Origin of the sequence: Shewanella sp. WE21, assembly GCF_002966515.1 — a bacterium.
Taxonomy (GTDB): Bacteria; Pseudomonadota; Gammaproteobacteria; order Enterobacterales; family Shewanellaceae; genus Shewanella; species Shewanella oncorhynchi.
In genome coordinates, this window is the sequence record NZ_CP023019.1 from 1,768,637 (window position 1) to 1,788,506 (window position 19,870).

Genomic DNA, 19,870 nt, shown 5'->3' on the forward strand with positions numbered 1-19,870 from the left:
ATCGTGGGGGGTATTATCAACACAATAAAACATGTAGGCCACTGATATTAAATATCAATAGTTAGCTTAACGGACACGTTAGCAATGGAAATTCACTAAATGGATACAATACAACTTGCACTCGATTTAGCATTTTTAGGAGACGCTACGAATGAAAACTATTCGGTTGTTACCTTTGGCTTCGCAGCAGCAATGTTTGGCCTCCTGATCGTGATGCTCGATTTTTGTACATCAAAGGCAACAGAAAAGAATAGCCTCCTTAAACTTTCCTATAGCGGTTATGCCGGATTTTGGATTTTCCTATTGTGGGGGATTGGCGCAGGTATCGCAGGGCTAGTAGGAGCCGCCGCTGATATATTTGAAATAAGTCGAACTGCTAGTGTTTTTGTGGGCGCGGGTTGGCCCGTAATATTACCAAGACTACTAGCTTCTGCAAATCAAGATCTTTCTCGTGAAAGAGTTCCTACGGAGTAGTTTATGCTGAATTTTTTACTAGGTCGCTCCAGTTTTAAAAAAAAGACGCAAGTTATCGAGTCAATCCGTAGCTTTGAAAGATTCGATAAATGTGAGAACGTTGACGAAGCAGATGCTCTACTTGTGTTCAAAAGTGATACTCAGCAATGTTGGTTGGTATTTACCAACCAAAGAATGTACTTTGTTCTCGATGATTCAGAGCAATCTCTTCTCAAACCTTTGTGGGCAAGAGATAAGGAAAACATAGTGATTGATGGGCGGGTGAATTTGCATATCAAAGAAGAACGTCAGTCAAAAGAAACTGGCAAACTCTACTTTGGCAAAATGAACAACAGCGTACTCTACACCTATTCTCTTTTTAGTAATTCCAGTCCCGCAGGGATTATTTTGGCATTAGCAAACAAACATTTTATAGAACAATAAGGTCAGGCTTGTGGCTGAGATATTTAACGAAAAGAACGATTCATTTACTTTTGATGTAGATGCTCAGTTAATTACAGAGCTAGGTGAAAGGCTAGTCAGTCGAAATCATATAGGCATTTCCGAATTAATAAAAAATGCGTACGATGCAGATAGCCCAATAGTTGATGTGTCGCTAACTAATTCATCTGAATACAACGACTTGGGTAAATCTGAGCTGGTTATAGCTGACAAAGGCTTAGGAATGACCTTTGATACCGTGTCAGATCATTGGATGACCATCGGCACAAGTAACAAACGCAATAACCCCGTCAGTAAACTATATGGTCGTCCGGTCACTGGTAATAAAGGCATTGGTCGTTTTGCATGTCAAAGATTAGCCGAGCATCTAGAATTAACTACGTGTGCCAAAGTTGATAATGGATTTGAACATACTATCGTTAAGTTTGATTGGGACGACTTTGTACCGGGCAGACGCTTGTCTACGGTAAAATGTCAGTACAAAACTTATATTTCTCCTAACGGACCTATTGGTACGACTCTTAAGCTAAAAGGTTTGAGAGACCGAGTAACAGACCGCGATTTTAAAATGATTCTTAAAAGTATCACGTTAATATCTATCGCGATTCCAACTAAACGTGCTGGGTTTGAGGAAGATACTGGTTTTAAAGTCAAAATTCATGCACCTGAATTTAAAGAGCTCACCGGTAGCGCAATCTTCAAAGCTGATGAAAAGGTATTGAGTGCTGGATGGGGTACGCTAACAGGTCATATCAAAGATACCGGAGTTCTTGCGTTTAAGCTCGATAGTAAAAATTCAGATACACAAACTTATTCTTACACGAATGATAAGTTTATCCCCTTAGCGGGCGTATCATTTAAGATTCATATAATACCGTTAAAAAGCCGAGATGGTATAGAAAATCTTAGAGACCCCACACTTTTAACTCACTCTGTTTTAAGAGACATTACCGATGTGCATTCGGGAATTAAGTTATACCTTAACGGATTTAGAGTATATCCGTATGGCGACATAAACGAAGGTGATGACTGGCTAGATATTGCACATGATCTGTCTCGTCGCCGAGGACCCAGTGATTATAAAGAGCTTGAAGACCTTGCTGTACACATGGGTATTCCTACGCCTACCCGAGCAATGTTAAATCACCCAGGTACTCGCTCATTAATTGGTAATGTCATCATAGAAGGGAAAGCCGTTGACGCATTCCAAGTAAAAATGGACCGAGAGGGCTTAGTTGCCAACCAAAATTATTTGAGTTTAAAAGATGCTATTCGAATGTCTCTAGACTGGGCTACAATTAACTATGAAGCTTGGTTATTACGTTGCCGTAGAGAGCGGCATACTAAAGTTATTAAAGATTTCGAAGAGTCTGTTGGAAATAAATTCGAAAGTACTGAAAGCCGAATTACTAAGGCCATCAACACACTTTTGTCTCAAGAAAATGTTGATGAAGATTCATCTGCAGCAAGCGATGATAAGAATTTATGGAAGTCCACGAAATCAGAGCCTCAACAATCCGATCCCCAAACATCTAAAGGGGATTTACCAGCCAAACCCGAATTACCGACTGCCCAACTTCTACTGGCTGGCGATGGGGGAGTTACCTCTGTAGACACAGCGTTAAAAACACTGTCCAAAGAAACTCAAGCCCAAAAAAGCTCCGCTCAAGCATATCTTCTTTCAGAATATAAAGAACTTGAAGCAGAGTCCGAACTTTTACGGGCTGTATCCGCAACAGCACCATTATTGTTTGTATTTGCACATGAAGTAAAAGGGATTGCACAGACCCTAATCAGTCAATCCGCACAGCTAAGGTTGATTGCCGACAAGATTGAAGACGCAGGAATCAAACAAGAACTTTTATCAATGGCACAAATTGCAGATATGTATAAAAAGTCATTTGATGATCTATTTGAGTTGTTTGAGGTCTTTTCAGACTCAACGAGTAAATCATCGAAGAAAGTCACTTATAGAAGCTTATTTAATCGTATCCAAACTGGCTTTCGATTCTTCTTAAAACAATACGGAATCACATTACAGTTTGAGGATGTAAGCGCCATTTTGGGAGTACCGAAACTCAACTCAGCAGAAGCATATTCTGTACTCATCAACCTAATTTCAAATAGCATTAAATCACTGATTGCTAGTGATTCAGAGCAGCGGCTTATCCAAGTCGAAGTTGTAAAAGAAAATGAGGTTCACTATCTAACTGTTAGAGACAATGGCATAGGGCTTAAAAAAGAGCATTGGAAAAAAGTATTTGAGCCGAGAACATTTGATCCAGAAGGGAAACTATACAGCTCTGTCTCTTCCAAACTGGGGGACGAGAAACTAAGTAACTTAGGCAAGGGCTCTGGTTTGGGATTAAATATCGTCCAAAACATTCTTAAGAAACACAAAGGTAGTATTGAGTTTATTGAGCCGTCTTCTAACTGGAATGCAGAAGTGCAAGTAACCATCGGAAATTAAAATGAAAATCCTAGTCATTGATGATAAATCCAACGACGGCTCTTACCCAAGAAAAGGGCTGTTAGAAGTACTTGAACAGCGACAAAAAATTACTTGTGACATTATTGAACCCGATCCAGAAGCACTGAAACAAAAACTAGAAAAAATTCAGACTGGTGAGTATGACTTAATCATAGTGGACTATATGTTAGAAAGAGCCCGAACTATTTTTAAGACAGGGACCGCCCTCTACTCACTCATTCATGCATATGCGCATAGAACCCCAATTTACTTAATTTCGGTAAAAACAGCTCCAACCAACCAAATTGGCGATTTTGACCTGTTCATAAATGATGACGCGATCAACAACCATGATGCCTTTAAGGCGGACATAGAAAGCCACATTGCATTAAGATCTTGCACTTCACTTAGTGCATTTGTTGCACTGATTCAATGCCCAGAAGCGCTTCAAGATGATATTGCTACAATGATAAAGCCTATACTGGCAAAGCCGGAATCCTATACTCAAGATAATGAAAACCAAATACCTGAAAAGGAAATAGCAGACAGTTTAAACCTGCGATTATTCAGATGGCTAGCCCGCTCACTATTAAGGAAAGAGGGACCTTTAGTCTGTCGAGCTGGAGCTGCTGGGCTATTAGGTATCAGTGTTAACTACTTTGATAGCATTTCACCGCAATTCGATAATGCACTTTATAATGGGATATTTAACCAATCTTTTGACAAGCGTTGGTGGGGGGTGTTGCTTGAAGATAAAGTTTTTGAAAAAACTGATCCCGAAAATTATTTAGAAAAATATCCATTTAAAGAAGCTGCTTCAAAACTACTTGGTGCGACAAACGAAAATGATTTATCAAAATGTGTCGTATGCCAAGAACCATATCCTGATGGACTGGGTATAGTTACAGATCAAGAAAATGAACTGCTCCCTGTTCATATTTCTTGCTCAGAATTTAATGACACTCTTCCCCAAGAACCATTTTTTCGAAATCCCCGCGTCATTGAGGTAGCATAGTGTGTATATGATCGATCGTGAATTTACCCACGCATACTTACTAGCACTAAAGGATTTTTCCAAGCTCGTAATTGAAAGACATACCGTCTTGCCTCAATCTAACAATAATCAGTTATACTGCTTTTTCAGTGAGTTACACACTAAACTTGGACTCAAATTGAGACAAAAAAAGGCATTCGTCGAGGATATTTCGATTAATCCCAATATCGTTTTTCCTTATATCAATCCCAAGGGAGGTGAAAGAAAATTTTATATATCTCTTGGCGGAGCTATCAACTTTGATCAGGGTATTATCTGCAGACAGAGTTTATGTTTAAACCTAATGTTGGAGCATAATACTGAAGAATACGAAGATATCCCAGAAGAATGGAACAGTTACCCTATCGTCGATGGATGTCATATTTTGAGGCGTTTTCATTTTGATCTCGATGTGAAGAATGATGACGTAAGCAAACCTAAATTTCACCTACAGTACGGCGGGAATTTTGAGCGAGATTATCTTAAAATGAACAATGTACACTACAACCTTTTCTCGCCGCTTGATCACCCTAGGCTACCACAACAACCTTACGACATTGTGTTACTGTTAGATTTTATAATGAGGGAATTTGGATTAGGGGGGCAGGAAGTTATAAACGATAGTGGCTGGAATAAACATGTAATGCAGTGCGAAAAGATATGGCTTGAACCATATTATGATGCGATTTTAACTCGCTTACGGAGTGCATCCAGAAAGACACCTATACACAGGCTAAAATAATAAAAGGTAATTAAATATGTAATTTTATATCTATAACAATTTCTTAGTTAATATTTTGTCATCAACAAAGCGAGTTTACTGACTTAGCGAGATATTTAAAAAGTATTAGTTCAGATCACTACTTTACACGAGAGGTTCTGTACCACTCTCTCAATCCATTTTTAAAGGGCTTAGAAAACCATATAGATCGGTAAAATTAACCTGATATAAAAATATTGAACACTACCTATGTGTATATGATACGGCTATAATTTTTCTAAAGTTAGTAATATTAACGATTTCGACTCAGACCTTGGTATCTATCTTGCCGCAGCATATATGCACACTTTTTTAGCTCATCAAAATCACTTAAGAGTATTCCTTCTGCTTCACAGATAACTTTATCTACAACGTTTTGAGCTTCTACTATTAACCCTTCAGCAACCAATTCGTCTATCTTAGATGTTGTGTGTGCGAGTGCTTTAATTACTTTCGCGCTAGTAAAGATAGAAATATTCTTTGCCGCTGTAGGCTCAAGTTTCAAGACTCCAGAGCCATATGATCTACCGACTAATTCCGCTGAAAGTTGAGAATAAGATGATAAGAAAGATGCTGCAATAGCCTTTTTCTCTGTATAGCTCATATTATTTGTAAAGAACACTCGATGAATAGAGTTAGTACAATTAATATTTGAAGTATTAATGACCAATCGTGGCCCTTTATCTAACATATATGAAAGAAACCCATCAGGATACCTACCATCATCTGGATAATACCAATTCACTCTTTTTGCAAAAGTTCTATTAGTCTTACGTTTATTTCGATCAACTTTTGCTAAATAACTTCTGACTGAAGAATTTTTCACCTGCAAATTTTCAGGGCATAAAAGTAGACATTTATGACCCTCTTGAACTATTCTGGCATGTCTAGCTGGGGTATGAATAATCCCTTTTAATTGCGAAAAACGCCCAATTACAGGTCGTAAATCTCTTTGCTCAAGGTTCAGATCGTTTGTTTCTTTCTCGCTAAGAACAAATTTCTTATTGTCACCAGTCACCATCCCTATAACGACGTTTGATATGTCTCCCATTCGTTGAGTTAAGTGACTTTGTTCTAATCTATTCATAAGTGTTATGACTGCTGAAGTCATTAAAGAGTATTTATAGTTTTCAGGAAAAAATTGTTGCAACTCGCTACTAACTGTCACTTTTTCTTTAAGTGAATTCAAATCCTCAGCAACAGAGTACTGAATGATTGCACTATCCCGAGGCTGATTGTTGAAACCATCAGCTAATAAAACAACGGATATTTCATCAGCTCCTGATGACTGAAAAAATCTCTGGTTGAGTTTTATCACTTTAAGACTCTCAAAATGTTTTTTATATATTGAAAGTAAAGCTTTTGCATAATCAGCATGAAGCACACTACTAGGTAACACCCAAGCTACTCGTGCATTTTTTTTAAGAAATGATAGAGAATGAAGTAGAAAAAAGGCCCACAGACTCGCATTACTTCCTATTGTTTCATCTGCATAAAGGGATTCTCTCAGGATTTTTTTACAGCTAGCCCGCTGATGTTCAGACATATTATGCATAGAAACGTAAGGGGGATTGCCAATAACTACATCAAACTCAGCACAACCAAAGTCTTGCGTTGTTGTTTGGATAAAATCTTTGCAGATAAAACGATTGCTAATACTTGCAATTTTACCTAATTTATCAAATAGAAAGTCAAATGCTTTCAGGTCAATATCAGCCCCGTAAAGTTGGCTATTTGGAGCTTCGCACCCTAATAATTTCAACGTATTGACACTAGTTTCCAAAAAACCACACCCCCCGAAACTAGGCTCTAAAACAACCTCATCAGGGGCACGAATAGCCCAATCACATAACACTTGGCTTAAGTTGTTAGGTGTGTAATAGGCGCCTAAGGCTTTACGTTCAGCTTTTGAATGAGTAGACATAGTGTTGTTAAAAATACAGTTATTTAGTGTCTTATATCGATATTGTACCACTGGGTCAATGATAAACGGGCATCGATAACAAAATAGACTAAGGCACTCAGTATCGATAGCTGATAAGTCTATCGCTAAACATTAGTTATGTAAGGGATTCAAAAAACCTATCACTCCATTTCACAACCTCTTTTTCGCTTAAGGCTCCTCCTTTGCCAGACTTCTGATGCGGAACCCAAAAGTGATTTTCATTACCAACTAAAGCATTCAGATGCTCCTTAGGCCAAGACAAGGAAGCCTTTAGCAGTTGTTTTTCTATCTCATGTAGGTGTGGCTCAATATCGCTGATTACGCTGGCGCGGATTACTCTAGTCGACAAGGCCTTGCTTGCATCAGAGGTATCGACTTCCAACAGGTAATAACCAGCTGATCCAACGGTGATATGGGCGACCGATAGGCATCTAGGATTGCCATCTGTATCTAGAATATGCCTTTTGCATTTGCCAACCGCGGGCAGCTTTCTGAGCGGGTACTTTACGACCTCGCAGCCGTGCTTCCCCTCGAGTAAGTTAAGCATTTGGAAGTAGCTATCGAACTTATTCAGATACAGGTGAGCATCGTCCGTTTGCTCGTTCAAATTATCCCATTCAGCACTCGGCAGATCACCGTTTGGCCCCTGCTCTTCAGTACTGACATCGCTAGAGGCTTCACTTGGTTCCTCAATGTCTTTTTGTCCACGGCCCACTGACTTTCTTTTCTTGCTGACCTTAGATGTTTGCACAGCTCGGTCAAACTCAAACTCCGTAGTATTTTCGCTTATCATGACCGGCTTATTATCACGACTTCCCTCTGCGGTTTCGTCGATATCATGGTTAGGTGGGCGATCAGCCCCTGTTCTGGCTCCTCGGCCCTGTCCGTTTACTTGGGTATAGAATTTCGGGCTGAAAAATTCGATATGTTCCGGCAGATCGGTAGGTATATTTAAAATACTGGATATTTCATAGGCAAACAGGGCATTAGTCTTGAGATCAAAATGCCCCTTCAGCTTCAACTTAGCTCCTTTTAGCGCAGGAGGGTCAAACCTAAAGGCCCAACGCCGGTATTGCCCCACATCGTATCCGTCGTTCAATTGGTAATTGCCGATACTGTCATACGAACGCCTAGCATCTTTGTCCATTAGTAACCAAGCAATTAACCGACGATAACCATAATCGTTGAATAACTCCCAGTTTCCAGAAAAGGTTTCCAGCACATTGATGATGGTATTATCACCATCTTGCTCAAGGGAAAACTCATTACTTAATAGATCGTGAACCACCGAAGAACGGGCTAAATAGGCATTATGGAAGAATAACGATCGCGCCAGCTCAAACTGAGGTAGATACACTCTAGTTCCGTCAGTCAGTTGAAACACAAAACAGTATTGACCTAATTCCTTGGGTAATAGTCTTTCAAGAGCAGGACAATTTTCGAGCTTATCAACTTGCCAATTACTGGTTGCAGATATTTTAATTGTCTTTTCAAAATATTTACGATAATAGTCTTTGGTCGGATTGATTATGTGCTTACGTATAAGGATAGGTGCATTAGAAAGGATAATAGCATCTGGACCGTTATCTTTACTTGGATAAATGCTGAGGTTAATTCCCCATTGTTTACTATCCTTTTTACGGAATAGATCACCTATGCCATTGATCCAAGTATCGTCTTTAAATCCCTTAAAATGTGTAGTACCGTTCAAATCGCGATAATTTCCTTTAGAAATAAACTTGCTGGTTCGGTGAGACGTTCTTCGCTAAGTCCTGACTTTCTCAAAACCTGCCAGCGTTTCAGGGGCTCGCCATCCAACATAATAGATATAACTGTTCTGGTTATTCTTCTTATTTGATATTCAAAGATATTTTCACAATAACGATCAAAAAACAATCTGCACAAGGGAAGTAATTTCAAGTGTTTTTCAATACTAGCTTTATGCTCAAGCTGATTTAGATACCAGTTTATTGAACATCTGGGCATATCCTGCCGTAACTCGCTCAATTCACGAATGCGTATCAGCTTTTTAACTGTATCTCGATCTCGCCTCTGCCAGTCAACTTTTGCTTTATGTCTTGGTTGCGGCATTTTATTAACCTGATTTGTTTTGAGTAACCAATCTCTGTCACGACGATAAAGCCAAGCGTAAAGATCATCAAAACCATTGAGGCGTGCTTGCTTGGTTCCTTGTATTTCTATGGCTTTCCACCATCGATTGCGACATTCATTCAGTAAATGTTTATCTGTTCCACTCAGTATCTTGCTCGATTTTTTCTTATCTGGCTTGAGCCGCATAACAGTATCGATGACACTTGCCAGCTTCCAGTTGGGTTCTAAGAAGGTATGAAGTACAACTAAATGCTCTAAGTAGCTAAAAGCCTTACGGTGCTTACGAAATATACTTTTAAGCCAATTAGCTTCGTCGTTATTTGGCACTAGCCCGTATCGGGAAAGCCAGTTTGCGCCCCAAAATCTAAGGACTTTGTCACGGATAAGGTCATGACGTATAAAAGAGCCACGAGTGAATAAGTGGTTAGCTGCTAGATTGGCGTACCAAAGACTCCATTGAGAGAACTCTGGTGCAAGCACAACACCTAGGTTCAATAAGTCATTAATACTTTCAGCAAGCAAGTTGTATTGCCATTCACCTTGAAGCTGTTCAATCTGAGGGCAAATAGTCAAATCAGCAGCTAAAAACTCATGCCTATGCACATCGTGGCGAAATTTTTGTGAATCAATGAGCTTGCCATGAACAAGGCAAATTTCGGAACCAGCAACCTGCCAATCACGCCGCCAATAGCATTCTCCATGTTTGCTTAACTGCTCGCGCATACAGGCTGGACAATATCTTAGGTATTTAGGCTGTCTTATGCGCGAAGCTGCTGCCCCGACCGAGAGATGAACAGAACTGTTACTGTTTGCCGTAAGCTCCTTAATTAGAGTTATCCGTTTTATTTCACCTACGAAAGGTGCATACAAAGGAAAAAGGGTATTTCGATAGAGCAAATCGAGCGGTGTAATCTCAAGTTCTTCAGGATAGAGTGCTGCGATATGTTGTAGGTGCGATGGCAAATCTGACGAAGCAATGATCTTAGTATCACCGAATACTTCAAATAACAGCTCCTTCGGCGAAGCTATACCACAGTGGATCCCATGCCTCGCAATAGTGCTGTACAGCAGTTCATCGCGATAAGGCAAAGGAAAGCCCAACATATCAGCCTACTTTCTTCAGCCACTTAGGCACGTCGAACAATTCTTTACCGTATTTCAACTCTTCGTAAAGTCGCCCTTTGCCAGCCTGAGAGAATTTGAACCTCAAATCTTCAGAAGGCAGCGTATGCCAACCCGAGGGTTTAATAGTCTGAGTTTTGACCTTTTTAGGGGGTTCGGAAGGCTTCGAATACCAGTCCAGAATAATTCGGCTTAGCTCGGGAAGAGACAAATTGGGATGCTGCTTGAAAGCATTAATAATCAGTGGCTGCAACAATGCTGAGTCGCATCCCATAGCCTGTAACATGGTATACAGCCGCATAGCTTTCTCATCACCAGCAAAGGCCGCTTCATTTTCTTTTTCTCCCTGCCGCTCTTCAATTAGTCTCCTTAGCTCAATAAGGCGCTTATCAATTTCTGGTAACTGTAAATCCGAATATTTAACGATAAGCTGAGGATCATCTCTACGTAAAGCGTCCAACATGGGATGTACTGGCTTTAACTCTTGCTCATATACGGTTCGCAACAATTTAGTGGTGATCCGCTCCAACCCCGTAGAAATAGCTCGCATCTGTGCAAGCACGAATATTTTCACGACTATATCTATTACACCCTGCGACAAATCAAACCAACAATCGCGAATTTCGTCACTCAACACCTCATCACGATTGCTCAACCACTGGTATTGCCAAAGCTTGTCAGTAAATGCCTGCCATTCGGTTCTTCTCGATTTTCCCGTCTTCGTATCTGTTTTTTTTACTAAACCTTGTTGCATAGGCTCCCAAAACAGCGAACCAAAACCAGCACTGCGTCGACCAGCCTGAAGTTCCATTTCAAATATAGGCCTAGCTTTAGGCGTACCTACCATCACAACTGGCACCCCAACCACGTTAACAAGCGCAACGAAAAACTCCAGCATCGCTTCTTTGCTTATCGAACGCTTCAGCGTTAGTCGTTGAATTTCATCGATGACCAAAACACCTATTGCCCGCTGTGTTGCCACCTGTCCCATAAGAGAAAGCAGGACTTCTGTACTATGGCGTTTACGTGCATACTTTTCCTCATATCCAGTATGGAGGGTACGATCAACTTCGCGGAAAAAATTCAGGCATAAGCTCTTCAACGAGCCATCTGACGGGCACTCGATTCTCAGATAGGGCATCTGAATGAAGTTATATTTTTGGTGATAAATGACCTGCGGATAAGTCGCGAGAATACGGTTAATAGTCGAGCTCTTGCCACTACCAGAACAACCTATCAATGACATGCTCTTTGCCGTCGAGTTCGATTGTGTAAAACGAAAATCGTTTATCGCTCCTGACATAATCCTTTGGTAGCCTTCCTGCATCTTCTGATTCAGGGAACCATCCGCGATATTACGCCCCACATAACCACCGCGGATCATGACTGATATTTTCTCCTCTAACTGCTTGTGAATAGACAGTGGCTGGAAAAAATCATCGAGTAGTGCACTAATCTCGTGAGCACGTATATGCCCTTTTACATAGCAGTCCTTAGGATTGAACTCCACCTTACCTGTTAGCTTAACCTTGAGGTCTTGTAAATCCATTATAGGCGGTAGAGCCTCAATCAGCGGATTACCGCGATAGCGTTCGAGACTAGGATCGATGTAAACGGCATCGACAAAGTTAGCTGGTAATGACATCAGTCATCCTCCCCAAACAGTTCATCGATATAATCGGGATAATCCAAGTCTGGCTCAGGGTTTACAAGATGAATCACCTTACCTGGCTTTCTATTATCCTTTGTAGTGGGATGGTGCGCCCTCTCAGCTCTCTCCCTAGCTTTTTCTTCCCGCTTATTCTCGTTGATAGCACGTATCCGCTCCGCATTGGATATCCCCGAAGTATCAGGTGCAGTCTTCTCCGCTTGAGCTATCTTATCGATGACAAATTGCTCATGTTGCCGTTTCTTTACCTTCGACTGCACACGAGCTTGCCCAGTCGTCATTTTCTGTTCATCACGAAGTTGCCAGACATCCCAAAACGAGGCGCCTTGAAACTCTCTTGATCGGTCAGCCAAGTTGCATACCCAATACTTGTTATTACCCTTTTCCGGAAAAAGGTAAATTCTATCGGCAACTAGTGGATCGTAAGCCGCTTCCATGTTGGCTGGACGCTTCACATCCTTCCCTCTATGCGTCCAACCCAACTGCAGCAGTTCAGAAGACGTATAGTAAATACCGAATAGACAAACTCCCAGCTCAGATAAAGTGGCCGTTTTTCTTGGCAAAAGGGCAATACGCAGCGCATCTTCATCAGCTTGGTGCAAGCGTCCAGTTCTGTGCTGTAAACCCCAGTTCCACAAGTGAATAGGGGTTGTAGGCAGATCAGTCGGCATATCTGAATCTCTGTCATACTTTTCAAGTACTGCGTACTGATTATGATAAAGCACTGATGAGATAATGATCTGAGAAAACTCTTTTACTGTTAGCTTCGCGTCTAAACGATAGTCGTTTCCACCGCGTTTTTTTACCATAGTACCCGAGACATAACCTGGCACAAACGGACCAAAGGAAGCCTGAATAGTTTTGAAATTACGTTCAACAATACCTTTTGCATCACCTCGGTAGGGCGGCGTATTTTCTATTCTGACTGCAAAATTGCTCTCCAGATTCTCAATCTGATGACCTAGTAACTCACCTCTATCAGCTAGAATGGCATCCGGTAGACCTACACTAGGCCAATCCTCCGATTCAATATCAAAACCCAACGCTTTGCAGTATGACGTTTTATCGGTAGCAGCCATAAAAAAAGCCTGCATAGCTGCAGCATAGGAAGCATTTTCAAAACCAATATAGAAACCAACAATCATGCGGCTGAACACATCAATAACCATATAAACAACGGGACGGCCGATGATGTTTGCCCTATCACTATCTGATACAAGGTAGAGATCAGCTATGGTGGCATCTATCTCGTAACGAGATCCTGGTCCAAGCACTTGAGTATTGGCAGTACTATGAAGGGGCCTGATATCTTTATTATATTCAATGCTCGACACACGCTTTCTTAGCTTTTCAGGTTGAGAATACTCACGTTTGTAGAAGTGCATCATCTGCCAGTTACTGGGTAATTCTTCTTGAGACGTATCAGGAAAATAATTTAGATACAGAGTCTCGAAACGACGATGAGCATAAGGGAATGAATGCCCCTTATCTTTCAGGAGATAACGGTCAATTGCGATACGAAAAAGACGTTCAATAAATTCATCAATTTTAGCCCCAGTTCCTGGCTCATATTTACGCGGACGCCCAAGCTTTTTATCCTTGGCCACTCGGCGTTTGCCCTTGCCACCGGAATTTTTATAATCAGGTAATAGAGCGTTCGGCGTCTGCCCACGCTGCCAGTAACGACGAGCCAGTCGATATAGCGTCTGTTTGGTTGAACCATGCTCAGCAAGGATGCATTTGATAACCGCCCCGCGGCTTTGAGGCCTATAAAAGTCCGGTAGAGCAAGCAATGGTTTAATTAATGCGTAGTTTGTATCGCGCTTGGTTCTAGCAACACTACCTTCAATTGGTGTTTCAAAGGAAAGTTCTTTATACGGATCATTTGTACGTTCAAGATTTTCCTGATCAATTGCCTTTATCAATTCGCTAGTCAATATTAATTCAGGAAAAGCAGATGCGTCATCGATATCTATCCATACCAAATAGTCATAAAGTTGCTGCAGAACTCTATATCTATGCTCACCAAACTTAAGAACTTCATTGATTCGAAACAAGGTATGCCTCCCTGATAAAACTTAGTTCCCCAGCGTTCAAATCACACGCCTTGAGTTTGGTGGTCGGAATGAAGATATCGAAGGAGAAATAGCGCTTGGCCAGCAAGCACCTTACTTCGTAAAGCGATTCGCCGAGCGGCAGGTCATAGGCCGCATCCAATTCCTTGCACAAGGCGAGTACCGTCTTATTAGGGTTCTTTTTGAAATGATGGGCATAGAATTCGATCTGCTGCAGCGCCAGCTCGGCGTCCTCAGCTTCTTCCTTTTGTGCCGAATAAAGCCATTTGATGTTTCTAGTCACCACATCAGGCACATCTTGTTCTGTGATCAGATACCAAGGCAAGGTTTTCTCCTGCCAATAGAGACGCTCGAGTTCAACTTTTTCGACAGTTCTCACATCACTCAAAGCCGAGGAATACTTTGCCTGCAATACAAACCTTGGTTCTTCCTCATCGGTAGAATCGACCAAAAAATCCGACGACATGTACTGATCAATACCCGCGATGTTTGGATGTTTTATCCCTGTGCCGTTTGCAAGTCGGCGAGTGGTATCGCGCTCAAGAGGAAATTGCTCGCGGATCTGAGTGACTTCGCAGTGCCACTCCAGCATAAGGAATACCGAAAGTTCTATATCAGAAAAAAGGTGATGGGTTCTTTGCGATTTGTGGCCAAATACACGATGAACACGCCCTAAAGATGGAAAATCCCTAACGGTTAACCAAGGTTTGTAGTCTGCATGCTGGCCACTCCCTCGACCTTCCTTTATCCATTTGGCAAATTGCTGCTCTGAACAGCCCTTTAATCGTGAAGCCATAAAAAAACCACCGATATTAGCTCGTTAATCGAGCATAATGACGATGGTTTTAGTATGCAACTTTATTACCTCTCTTTTTTCAAAGCTGATGACCTTATAGTGCTATCATCCTAACGGTAATATTGGTGCTTTCTTTTTGAACTATGCTTCCAGCTTTTTGCCACATCATAGACATACGTAGGATAGTCATCCCAAGGTTCAGCTAGTGCCTTTCCACGCGCAGCGCGAAGCTTTACCGGATATCCCCTACATTCAATCAAATGAATGAAGTAAAAGCTTTTTTCTTGTTTAGTACTAAAACGCTTATGAATACCACTTCGAATACTGGGATAAAAATTCCACAAATACTGCGAATGTTTCTCATCAACTTTATGTTTATAATGCTGTTTTAGCTTTTTCATATACCCTTCAGGTTTACATTACCTAGAAGGGATCCTCTTCAAAATAGTTCATATATTCACTTTAACTTATATAAATCAGGCCTAATCCCAATCACAGTCTGGACTCTCAAGCTCCAAACCAACTGGACCACCTAAAGCACCTTGCAACTTTCTCTTTTTGCACCATGCAATCGCAATTTCATCAAACACATCAGCTGGAATTTCAACGTCCAACTTTCCGAAAAATTTACCTTCAGCATTCGACTCATAAATTATTTTGAAATCAATAGGATTGGTTATCTCAATAACAGCGGGATTGTCATTATCCTTGTCGAAGGTTATTTCCTGATAAAGCCCAAACAGCTCATTATCTTGATAAACCCATTCTTTGGTACTCATATATCAATACCTCAACTAATCGATTTTTTATGAGTGTAACACCTATTTATCAAAGCGAATCGTCATCGATACAATAGCCACTTTTTCGCGTTACCAAAATTTGGCCAACTTGAAAACACTTCACCGCAGCCCTATTCTGTACATCTGACAAAGTTTAGACAAAAGTAAACTAGATACCTAACTCCAGTTTCGGATGTAAATTTATATGGATTAATGCTGCACTAAGGTGTGAGCAACGCTCACTAACCAGCCTAAACCATTGAACCGTATACACAAAAGCCAACTTGAACTAAAAATACCAAGCGTTGGGAATCACTCTTAAACGCTTTATGTATCTTACGCCTGTTCTAACAAGAATCGCGACTGCAACTCTTCAAGTGAGTATGAGATTCCCGGCCAAAAACCGTCAGGACCAACCCCGTGTAACATTAAGGCAAAACTAACCTTACCCTTACTTAAGTCGGCTGTTTCGAACAAGAACTTTAAAGAATGCTGCGGTAAACCTCTTACGACAAAATTATTTTTGTCAAATAGTGCTTCTAGGTAACCACATGCATCATGCTTAGAAATAAATAACGGTATTAAATGCTTCTTAAAAACTATGCCGTCTGAACGTGAATAATAGCTACCTGTTAATCCATCATTTGAAATTTCCATTAAGCACCAAAAAGGCTCACCTATATATGATTCATCAGGTAAGGCGACTGACTCTATTCTTTTCGCTACCAATATATTTAAGGTTGGTAAATCATCTAACGTCAAAAGCTGAATACCATAGTGCTTAGCATAGTCTTTGGCACCTTGTTGATAACCAGTCTTACTTACAAATATGCCCTGAATGTTCCCAATGTCCTGTAGTTTTCCATGAAAGTCGATGACATCTGATTTCTGAACTCTTCGAGATTTAAATTTGCACTCAAATGCAACCTTGTGGACAACACCTGACTTCTCAAACTGATAATAAACATCTACTTCGTGTTTAGCACCGGACTTTCCAACCAATATGACATTACTACTAACCATGACACCTTCATCTCGGAGGTTTAGCAAGCTTGAATATACATATTGCACGTAGTTTTCTAAGTCTTTAGGCTTATTAATCAATCTGTCATGAAACACTTTAAATCTCCAATATACATAACATTTGATTAGCAGCATGCGCGTTTATCTCATTATACAAGTGAGATAGCACACCAATAACCAATGTATTGTAAATAAATTATCAAATACACCATCAAAAAAACGTGCAACCTAATGAGTTTAAAAACTCACAAAACCCATTAGGTTTTAATACGACTCAGTCAAACAATCAGATAAAGCGCGAAAAGCAGGGTTTATAGATGAGATTTTGTAGAGCAACTCATTCGTCTGTTTGTGATTGACCAAAGGTGTTCTAACGAGCTTTGGAGAATAAACGTTTTAGAAATGGCAGCGTACCTATGCGATCGCTGCCATTTAGTATGATACTTTAATACTTAGCATGAATCTTTATTGCTTAGTATGATACTTTATTACTCCCCCACAGCGGTTTTCATTTAAATACCTCTATTTATTCTACTGTTACAGATTTTGCCAAGTTACGTGGTTGATCCACGTCAGTACCTTTGATTAACGCAACATGGTACGACAATAGCTGTAAAGGAATAGTGTAGATCAGTGGCGCCATAAAGATGTCACAGTGTGGCACAGGGATCACTTTCATCGTGTCATCCGACTCGAACTCGGCATCTACATCGGCAAACACATACATTAAGCCGCCACGGGCACGCACTTCTTCAACATTCGATTTCAGTTTTTCGAGCAATTCATTGTTTGGCGCAACGACAATCACTGGCATATCGGCATCGATAAGCGCTAGTGGGCCGTGTTTTAATTCGCCAGAGGCATAAGCTTCAGCATGAATATAAGAAATCTCTTTCAGCTTTAACGCGCCTTCCATCGCAATCGGATATTGATCGCCACGGCCAAGGAATAATGCATGGTGTTTATCGGCAAAATCTTCAGCCAATTCTGCAATCGCAGCATCTAGCCCTAAAGCTTGTTCCACTTTTGCTGGCATAGATTGTAGGCTTTGAGTGATTTGAGCCTGCATTTGATCAGACATACCATTGTGGCGACCGATCACCGCAGTCAACATTAATAAGCCAGCAAGTTGTACTGTGAAAGCTTTAGTCGATGCCACGCCAATCTCGGCGCCCGCTTTCATCATGTAAGCCATGTCAGATTCGCGAACCAGTGATGAACCTGGCGCATTACAAATCGTCAATGTGGCTTTGTAACCCATTTCTTTCGCTAAGCGCATGGCCGCTAAGGTATCGGCAGTTTCACCCGATTGTGAAATCGTCACCAACAGGCTATTTGGGAATAAGTGCGACTTGCGATAACGGAATTCAGAGGCAATTTCGACGTTACAAGACACGCCAGCCCAATCTTCTAACCAGTAACGTGCCGCCATGCCCGCATGGTAACTAGTACCACAGGCGATGATTTGCACATGTTTGATATCTTTTAAAAACTCAGCAGCGTTGTCACCAAAAGCCGTGTCTAGCACTTGCTTATTAGCAATACGACCTTCAATTGTGCGCGTCAGTGCCAATGGCTGCTCGTAAATTTCTTTAAGCATATAGTGGCGATATTCGCCTTTGTCACCGGCATCGTGGGTAATTTCAGATTCTTTGACTTCACGCTCAACGGCATTACCGTTTAAGTCGAAAATACTCACGCTGCGACGGGTCACTTCGGCCACATCACCTTCTTCTAGGAAAGCAAATGAGCGAGTGACGGGTAATAAGGCAAGTTGATCCGAAGCGACAAAGTTTTCACCTAGACCAAAACCAATCACCAATGGACTACCAGAGCGAGCAACAACCATACGTTCACTATCACGACGGTCAATAACGACTGTGCCATAGGCGCCTTCGAGTTGTTTAACTGTGGCTTGTACAGCACCAAGTAGAGTGTTATGGGTTTTCAGCTCATGGTGCACTAAGTGACAAATCACTTCGGTATCGGTATCTGAACTAAAGTTGTAACCTAAACCTTTAAGCATTTCGCGCAGTTTATTGTGGTTTTCGATAATACCGTTGTGCACCACGGCAATATCACCTTCCGATAAATGCGGATGAGCATTACGCTCACTCGGCTCACCGTGAGTCGCCCAACGAGTGTGCGCGATACCGGTTCCGCCTGCTAATGGGTCAGTTTCAAGCGCAGCCGACAACTCTTGTACTTTGCCAACGCGGCGCGTACGGTTGAGTTCACCATTGTGAATAACGGCAACGCCAGCAGAGTCATATCCGCGATATTCTAAACGGCGTAAGCCTTCTACCAGAATTTCAGCCACATCCCTTTGCGCCACGGCGCCTACGATTCCACACATAGTCTTTACCTATAAATTAAAATGAAGTTGTTAAGCTATTTTGTCTAATGAGCATAGGGCGCTAACATAACTCGCACGCCCTGATCTGAAATTTGTTTGAGCGCACTCTCGTCGATACGTGAGTCGGTGACCAACACACTGACCTTGGACCACGGTAACTCTAAGTTAGGGATCCGCTTGCCGATTTTGTCTGAATCGACCATAACGATCACTTCGCGGGAAACTTCGGCCATCACTTTGCTTAGGCCTGTTAACTCGTTAAAGGTGGTGGTCCCGCGTTCAAGATCGATACCATCGGCACCGATAAACAGTTGGTCGAAATTATATGAACGCAACACTTGCTCGGCGACTTGACCTTGAAAGGATTCAGAATGCGGGTCCCAAGTGCCACCGGTCATCAATAAGGTTGGCTCGTTTTCGAGTTCATGGATGACATTGGCAAGGTGCAGTGCATTCGTCATGACCACCAGCCCACGCTTATCATTCAGCTGTTCAATCAAGCCTGACGTCGTAGTGCCACTATCGATAATAATGCGATTGTGATCTTTAATCAGCTGCGCGGCGGTTTTCGCAATAGACAGCTTATTAGGCGCTATCTTGGCAGAGAACTGTTGAGTGACTTCGTCTGGAATCGCCACGGCGCCACCGTAACGGCGTAATAGCAGGCCAGTTTTTTCAAGCGCGGCGAGATCCTTACGAATCGTCACTTCAGAGGTTTCAAAACGTAACGACAGTTCATCAACGCTCACTTCACCCTGTTCGTTCAATATGGTGATTATGCTGTGGCGACGCTGCTGTGTGTTTCGTTTATTCAT

The 19,870-nt window shown here is 41.5% G+C and carries 16 protein-coding genes; 5 read left to right on the plus strand and 11 right to left on the minus strand.

The window, feature by feature from the left end:
- Nucleotides 1-99: 99 nt before the first annotated feature.
- The 5 genes from CKQ84_RS07570 to CKQ84_RS07590 are packed head-to-tail and all read left to right on the plus strand — an operon-like array spanning nucleotide 100 to nucleotide 5,160.
- Nucleotides 100-474, plus strand: a complete 375-nt coding sequence (locus tag CKQ84_RS07570; protein ID WP_105250773.1) for a hypothetical protein — start codon at nucleotides 100-102, stop codon at nucleotides 472-474.
- 3 nt (nucleotides 475-477) lie between these two features.
- Nucleotides 478-897 carry a hypothetical protein gene (locus tag CKQ84_RS07575; protein WP_105250774.1) on the plus strand — a complete coding sequence of 140 codons (420 nt, stop codon included), beginning with the start codon at nucleotides 478-480 and terminating at the stop codon, nucleotides 895-897.
- A gap of 10 nt (nucleotides 898-907) precedes the next feature.
- Nucleotides 908-3,385 carry a sensor histidine kinase gene (locus CKQ84_RS07580; RefSeq protein WP_105250775.1) on the plus strand — a complete coding sequence of 826 codons (2,478 nt, stop codon included), beginning with the start codon at nucleotides 908-910 and terminating at the stop codon, nucleotides 3,383-3,385.
- A gap of 1 nt (nucleotide 3,386) precedes the next feature.
- Nucleotides 3,387-4,400, plus strand: a complete 1,014-nt coding sequence (locus CKQ84_RS07585) for a response regulator (RefSeq protein WP_105250776.1) — start codon at nucleotides 3,387-3,389, stop codon at nucleotides 4,398-4,400.
- 7 nt (nucleotides 4,401-4,407) lie between these two features.
- Nucleotides 4,408-5,160: a hypothetical protein gene (locus tag CKQ84_RS07590; protein ID WP_105250777.1), complete on the plus strand. Its 753-nt coding sequence runs from the start codon at nucleotides 4,408-4,410 to the stop codon at nucleotides 5,158-5,160.
- Nucleotides 5,161-5,431: 271 nt separating this feature from the next.
- Here CKQ84_RS07590 and CKQ84_RS07595 read toward each other — a convergent pair whose 3' ends face one another.
- The 11 genes from CKQ84_RS07595 to CKQ84_RS07645 form a co-directional block, all read right to left on the minus strand.
- Nucleotides 5,432-7,102, minus strand: a complete 1,671-nt coding sequence (locus tag CKQ84_RS07595) for an N-6 DNA methylase (RefSeq protein ID WP_105250778.1) — start codon at nucleotides 7,100-7,102, stop codon at nucleotides 5,432-5,434.
- Between the two features lie 136 nt (nucleotides 7,103-7,238).
- Nucleotides 7,239-8,834 carry a Tn7-like element transposition protein TnsE gene (locus tag CKQ84_RS07600; protein WP_158683012.1) on the minus strand — a complete coding sequence of 532 codons (1,596 nt, stop codon included), beginning with the start codon at nucleotides 8,832-8,834 and terminating at the stop codon, nucleotides 7,239-7,241.
- On the minus strand, nucleotides 8,831-10,339 hold the full coding sequence (locus tag CKQ84_RS07605; RefSeq protein ID WP_105250779.1) for a TnsD family Tn7-like transposition protein: 1,509 nt from the start codon (nucleotides 10,337-10,339) through the stop codon (nucleotides 8,831-8,833). Before CKQ84_RS07605 ends, CKQ84_RS07600 begins: the two co-directional genes overlap by 4 nt.
- A 1-nt stretch (nucleotide 10,340) precedes the next feature.
- Nucleotides 10,341-12,002, minus strand: coding sequence for an AAA family ATPase (locus CKQ84_RS07610; RefSeq protein WP_105250780.1), 1,662 nt, complete (start codon nucleotides 12,000-12,002; stop codon nucleotides 10,341-10,343).
- Nucleotides 12,002-14,083, minus strand: a complete 2,082-nt coding sequence (locus CKQ84_RS07615) for a Mu transposase C-terminal domain-containing protein (protein WP_105250781.1) — start codon at nucleotides 14,081-14,083, stop codon at nucleotides 12,002-12,004. Before CKQ84_RS07615 ends, CKQ84_RS07610 begins: the two co-directional genes overlap by 1 nt.
- On the minus strand, nucleotides 14,067-14,897 hold the full coding sequence (locus CKQ84_RS07620; RefSeq protein WP_105250782.1) for a TnsA endonuclease C-terminal domain-containing protein: 831 nt from the start codon (nucleotides 14,895-14,897) through the stop codon (nucleotides 14,067-14,069). The genes CKQ84_RS07615 and CKQ84_RS07620 overlap by 17 nt, the downstream gene beginning before the upstream one ends.
- Nucleotides 14,898-15,007: 110 nt before the next feature.
- Nucleotides 15,008-15,298, minus strand: a complete 291-nt coding sequence (locus CKQ84_RS07625; protein ID WP_105250783.1) for a hypothetical protein — start codon at nucleotides 15,296-15,298, stop codon at nucleotides 15,008-15,010.
- An 81-nt stretch (nucleotides 15,299-15,379) separates the two neighbouring features.
- The gene (locus CKQ84_RS07630; protein ID WP_105250784.1) at nucleotides 15,380-15,676 is read right to left on the minus strand and encodes a hypothetical protein; all 297 of its coding nucleotides are present in this window, start codon (nucleotides 15,674-15,676) and stop codon (nucleotides 15,380-15,382) included.
- 336 nt (nucleotides 15,677-16,012) lie between these two features.
- Complete coding sequence (locus CKQ84_RS07635) at nucleotides 16,013-16,795, minus strand: restriction endonuclease (RefSeq protein ID WP_158683014.1); 783 nt, start codon at nucleotides 16,793-16,795, stop codon at nucleotides 16,013-16,015.
- 430 nt (nucleotides 16,796-17,225) lie between these two features.
- Entirely contained in the window at nucleotides 17,226-19,055 is a 1,830-nt protein-coding gene (gene glmS, locus CKQ84_RS07640; RefSeq protein ID WP_105250786.1) for a glutamine--fructose-6-phosphate transaminase (isomerizing), read from the minus strand.
- A 44-nt stretch (nucleotides 19,056-19,099) separates the two neighbouring features.
- Nucleotides 19,100-19,870, minus strand: coding sequence for a DeoR/GlpR family DNA-binding transcription regulator (locus CKQ84_RS07645; protein WP_105250787.1), 771 nt, complete (start codon nucleotides 19,868-19,870; stop codon nucleotides 19,100-19,102).

Coding starts and splice junctions, on each gene's coding strand:
- CKQ84_RS07595 (WP_105250778.1), bottom strand. CDS start 7,102: ATGTCTACTCATTCAAAAGCTGAACGTAAAGCCTTAGGCGCCTATTAC.
- CKQ84_RS07575 (WP_105250774.1), top strand. CDS start 478: ATGCTGAATTTTTTACTAGGTCGCTCCAGTTTTAAAAAAAAGACGCAA.
- CKQ84_RS07570 (WP_105250773.1), top strand. CDS start 100: ATGGATACAATACAACTTGCACTCGATTTAGCATTTTTAGGAGACGCT.
- CKQ84_RS07605 (WP_105250779.1), bottom strand. CDS start 10,339: ATGTTGGGCTTTCCTTTGCCTTATCGCGATGAACTGCTGTACAGCACT.
- CKQ84_RS07645 (WP_105250787.1), bottom strand. CDS start 19,870: ATGAATAAACGAAACACACAGCAGCGTCGCCACAGCATAATCACCATA.
- CKQ84_RS07625 (WP_105250783.1), bottom strand. CDS start 15,298: ATGAAAAAGCTAAAACAGCATTATAAACATAAAGTTGATGAGAAACAT.
- CKQ84_RS07630 (WP_105250784.1), bottom strand. CDS start 15,676: ATGAGTACCAAAGAATGGGTTTATCAAGATAATGAGCTGTTTGGGCTT.
- CKQ84_RS07590 (WP_105250777.1), top strand. CDS start 4,408: ATGATCGATCGTGAATTTACCCACGCATACTTACTAGCACTAAAGGAT.
- glmS (WP_105250786.1), bottom strand. CDS start 19,055: ATGTGTGGAATCGTAGGCGCCGTGGCGCAAAGGGATGTGGCTGAAATT.
- CKQ84_RS07620 (WP_105250782.1), bottom strand. CDS start 14,897: ATGGCTTCACGATTAAAGGGCTGTTCAGAGCAGCAATTTGCCAAATGG.
- CKQ84_RS07610 (WP_105250780.1), bottom strand. CDS start 12,002: ATGTCATTACCAGCTAACTTTGTCGATGCCGTTTACATCGATCCTAGT.
- CKQ84_RS07585 (WP_105250776.1), top strand. CDS start 3,387: ATGAAAATCCTAGTCATTGATGATAAATCCAACGACGGCTCTTACCCA.